Raw genomic sequence first — 4,193 nt, 5'->3', positions numbered from 1 at the left:
GCTGACCTTCTGCGGTGCGTCTTTCGGGGACCACTCCTGGGCATTCCAGATGACCTTCAGGTAGTCCTGGCCGACCGCGGTGATACCGCCACGCTCCTCGTCAGGCCTCACACCGAGAAAGTTTAGGCAACCCAGGCCTAATCCGGGGTGTTCCCCGACACCATGGCGGCGGTTTGCCCCTTCCGATCTCCCGGCGGACCACTGCGCGCCGTAGGCTGGCGGACGTGCAGCGGTGGCGCGGCCAAGACGAGATACCCACGGACTGGGGCAGGTGTGTGCTCACCATCGGTGTGTTCGATGGTGTGCATCGCGGCCACGCCGAGCTGATCGCGCATGCGGTGAAAGCGGCGCGGGCCCGCAACGTTCCGACGGTGCTGATGACGTTCGACCCGCACCCGATGGAAGTGGTCTATCCCGGCAGCCACCCCGCGCAGCTGACGACGCTCACCCGGCGCGCAGAGCTGGTCGAAGAGCTGGGCATCGACGTCTTCCTGGTCATGCCGTTCACCACCGATTTCATGAAGCTCACCCCGGAGCGCTACGTCCACGAGCTGCTGGTGGAGAACCTGCACGTGGTCGAGGTCGTCGTGGGGGAGAACTTCACCTTCGGCAAGAAGGCGACCGGCAACGTCGAAACGCTGCGACGCGCCGGCGAGCGCTTCGGGTTCGCCGTGGAGTCGATGTCGCTGCTGTCCGAGCACCACAGCAACGAGACCGTGACGTTCTCGTCCACCTACATCCGGTCCTGTGTGGACGCCGGTGACGTGGTGGCGGCGATGGAGGCGCTGGGCCGGCCGCACCGGGTCGAGGGCGTGGTGGTCCGCGGCCACGGGCGCGGTGCCGAGCTGGGCTTTCCCACCGCGAACGTGGCGCCGCCGATGTATTCGGCCATCCCGGCCGACGGCGTGTACGCCGCCTGGTTCACCGTGCTCGGCCACGGTCAGGGGGCGGGGGCCCCCGGGGCGATGGTCCCGGGCGAGCGCTATCAGGCGGCGGTGTCGGTGGGCACCAACCCGACGTTCTCCGGGCGTACCCGCACCGTGGAGGCGTTCGTCCTGGACACCGACGCCGACCTGTACGGACAGCACGTGGCGCTGGACTTCGTCGCCCGAATCCGCGGCCAGCACAAGTTCGACTCGATCGCCGACCTCATCGACGCGATGGGCAGGGACACCGAACGGGCCCGCATCACCCTCGCGGCCCAGGACTGATTCCAGGAGTCGCCGGCAGGCGTCAGGCGGCGAGCAGGTCGTCGATCTGGTTGATGGCCGAAGAGGCGCCCTCGACGACGCCCATGTCCAGCACCTGCTGCAGCGCCTCGGCGGAGGAGTAGGTGCTCACGTATGTCGCGCGAGTGCCGCCGTTGTGCTCGGCGAATGTGTACACATTCCTCGAGACCGGCAGGTCGGGGTTCGGGTTGAAGTCCAGGTCGGCGAAGCCGTCCAGGAAGGAGAAGCTCGTCGGTTCGTCCACGGCCGTGATCTCCCAGTACCCGGCGTACTTCTGGCCGTCCGGTCCGGTCATGAAGTACGTCGTGCGACTGCCGGGTGTGAGGCTGTGGTCGACGACGGTCGCCGGGTGGGACGGCGGTCCCCACACCTTCTCCAACTGACGAGGGTCGGCGTACACCTGCCAGATTCGGGCCACCGGCGCGGCGAAGTCCGCCGTGATGGTCAGCGTCAGGTTGTCCGGGTCGTGCTGGACGTCGGTCACGGGCATGGTTCAGTCCTCCTGGTTTGAGTCGGATGCGATGAGTTCGTCGACGCGGGCGATGCGATCCCGCCAGAGGGATTCGAGTTCGGTGAGCATCGCGGCCACCGACCGCACGGCCGCCACGTCACCGCTGGCCAGCTGCTCTCGACCGCTTCGTCGTTTGGTGAGCAGGCCGGCCTTTTCCAGCACGACGACGTGCTTCTGCACCGCGGCAAAGCTCATGTCGTACTTGACCGCCAATGCGGAAACCGAGTGTTCCCCTTCCAGGGTCCGGCGCATGATGTCGCGCCGGGTTCGGTCGGCGAGCGCGTGGAACAGGGCGTCCACCCGGTCCTCCTGATCTACGGTCACCCGCACAACATACAACCAAATGGTTGTATGTTGTCAAGGGCGCAGTGCTGGCCTGCGATTTCGGTAGACGTCGCCGCCGCTGATAGACTCGCCAGCCGATACGGCGTGTGCTGCAGTCCGCGGCGGCCACGCACGAGATTTCTCGCGGCACCGATTGATGGAGTTAGTTCGTGGCGCTTACAGCCGAGCAGAAAAAAGAAATCCTGGGCAATTACGGCCTGCATGGCACCGACACCGGTTCGCCTGAGGCGCAGGTCGCGCTGCTGACCAAGCGGATCGCCGACCTGACCGAGCACCTGAAGGTGCACAAGCACGACCACCACTCGCGTCGCGGACTGTTGCTGCTGGTCGGCCGCCGTCGCCGGCTGCTCAAGTACGTCGCGCAGATCGATGTCGAGCGGTACCGCTCGCTGGTCGAGCGGCTGGGCCTGCGTCGCTGACGCAGCCCCCACCGGGGCGTTCGCGGCCCCGCAAATTCCGAGCGATATGGCGGGCAGGGGTCGCCCGTGTAGAGTGAGGACGTTCTGGGCCGGTTCGGCCCGAGCAAACGGTGCGGTCACGCAGATCCGCGTGTGCCGTTCCAGCGTGTCACTACGCACGTTCGAGGGAGCAGCCAGTCTGCATCGGGCGGTCTTCGGTAGTGGCTGCCGGGCTCTCCGGATCTGGGGCAGGTCGGCCGCTTCGATCGATGGCCGTAGCCGTATTCAGACTCAGCGCCTCCCGCGGGTGACCCGTGGCCGTCAGGCCTGCGGTTCGCGCGTGGCCACGCGAAAAAGCTGAATACAAGAGAGGCCGTACGGACGTCCATGTCTGTCGCTGAAATTGAAGAGGGCGTGTTCGAGGCGACCGCCACCATCGACAACGGGAGCTTCGGCACCCGCACCATCCGTTTCGAGACCGGCCGGTTGGCCCAGCAGGCCGCTGGCGCCGTGGTCGCGTACCTCGACGAAGAGAACATGCTGTTGTCGGCGACGACCGCCAGCAAGAGCCCCAAGGAGCACTTCGACTTCTTCCCGCTGACCGTCGATGTCGAGGAGCGGATGTATGCCGCCGGTCGCATCCCCGGTTCGTTCTTCCGTCGCGAGGGCCGTCCCTCCACCGACGCGATCCTGACCTGTCGGCTCATCGACCGGCCGCTGCGCCCGTCGTTCGTCTCCGGGCTGCGTAACGAGATCCAGGTCGTGGTGACCATCCTGAGCCTGGATCCCAACGACCTGTACGACGTGCTGGCGATCAACGCCGCGTCGGCCTCGACCCAGCTGAGCGGGCTGCCGTTCTCGGGTCCCATCGGTGGGGTGCGGGTCGCGCTGATCGACGGCACCTGGGTGGCGTTCCCGACCGTCGAGCAGCTCGAGCGGGCCGTGTTCGACATGGTGGTGGCCGGCCGCATAGTCGGCGAAGGCGACAAAAAAGACGTGGCCATCATGATGGTCGAGGCCGAGGCGACCGAGAACGTCATCGAGCTCGTCGAGGGCGGCGCCCCGGCGCCGACGGAAACCGTTGTGGCCGAAGGCCTCGAGGCCGCCAAGCCGTTCATCGCCGCGCTGTGTAGCGCGCAGGAGGAACTGGCCGGGGCGGCCGCCAAACCGGCCGGCGAGTTCCCGACGTTCCCGGACTACGGTGACGACGTCTACTACTCGGTGGCCTCGGTGGCCACCGACGAGCTGGCCAAGGCGCTGACCATCGGCGGCAAGGCCGAGCGTGACGCGCGCACCGACGAGCTCAAGGCCGAGGTGCTCGCGCGCCTCGCTGGGGACTCTGGGACCTACGAGGGCCGCGAGAAAGAGATCAGCGCCGCCTACCGGTCACTGACCAAAAAGCTGGTGCGCCAGCGCATCCTGACCGATCACTTCCGCATCGACGGCCGCGGCATCACCGACATCCGCGCGTTGTCGGCCGAGGTGGCCGTGGTGCCGCGGGCGCACGGCAGCGCGCTGTTCCAGCGCGGTGAGACCCAGATCCTGGGCGTCACCACGCTCGACATGGTCAAGATGGCCCAGCAGATCGATTCGCTGGGGCCCGAGACCTCGAAGCGCTACATGCACCACTACAACTTCCCGCCGTTCTCCACCGGCGAGACCGGCCGGGTGGGCTCACCCAAGCGGCGCGAGATCGGGCACGGCGCCCTG

At 67.2% G+C, this 4,193-nt stretch carries 5 protein-coding genes and 1 pseudogene; 3 read left to right on the top strand and 3 right to left on the bottom strand.

The genetic code is table 11. The annotated features are described in order from the left end of the window. Positions 1-111, bottom strand: a pseudogene (locus A5659_RS27380) (metal-dependent transcriptional regulator); the annotation flags it as partial. 113 nt (positions 112-224) lie between these two features. Between A5659_RS27380 and A5659_RS22870 the strand changes: the two are divergent. Then, entirely contained in the window at positions 225-1,211 is a 987-nt protein-coding gene (locus tag A5659_RS22870; RefSeq protein ID WP_066879371.1) for a bifunctional riboflavin kinase/FAD synthetase, read from the top strand. A gap of 22 nt (positions 1,212-1,233) precedes the next feature. Here the strand turns inward: A5659_RS22870 and A5659_RS22865 are convergent, their stop codons facing one another. Then, on the bottom strand, positions 1,234-1,719 hold the full coding sequence (locus tag A5659_RS22865; RefSeq protein ID WP_066864398.1) for an SRPBCC domain-containing protein: 486 nt from the start codon (positions 1,717-1,719) through the stop codon (positions 1,234-1,236). A gap of 3 nt (positions 1,720-1,722) precedes the next feature. After that, on the bottom strand, positions 1,723-2,064 hold the full coding sequence (locus tag A5659_RS22860; RefSeq protein WP_066879378.1) for a helix-turn-helix transcriptional regulator: 342 nt from the start codon (positions 2,062-2,064) through the stop codon (positions 1,723-1,725). 170 nt (positions 2,065-2,234) lie between these two features. On the opposite strand from A5659_RS22860, the gene rpsO reads away from it, so the two are divergent. Together rpsO and A5659_RS22850 are read left to right on the top strand one after the other, a co-directional pair. Further along, the gene (rpsO, locus tag A5659_RS22855; protein WP_007775081.1) at positions 2,235-2,504 is read left to right on the top strand and encodes a 30S ribosomal protein S15; all 270 of its coding nucleotides are present in this window, start codon (positions 2,235-2,237) and stop codon (positions 2,502-2,504) included. A gap of 366 nt (positions 2,505-2,870) precedes the next feature. Then, positions 2,871-4,193, top strand: a 1,323-nt coding sequence (locus A5659_RS22850; RefSeq protein WP_082976164.1) for a polyribonucleotide nucleotidyltransferase, incomplete at its 3' end; no start/stop codon positions are given.

This window comes from Mycobacterium sp. 1165196.3 (assembly GCF_001673415.1).
Classification (GTDB): Bacteria; Actinomycetota; Actinomycetes; order Mycobacteriales; family Mycobacteriaceae; genus Mycobacterium; species Mycobacterium europaeum_A.
Note: the sequence above shows the minus strand (reverse complement) of the source record. Positions and strands in the feature narration are given on the sequence as shown.

Excerpts from the sequence above, each read along its gene's own strand:
- A5659_RS22865 (WP_066864398.1), bottom strand. The coding sequence starts at position 1,719 with ATGCCCGTGACCGACGTCCAGCACGACCCGGACAACCTGACGCTGACC.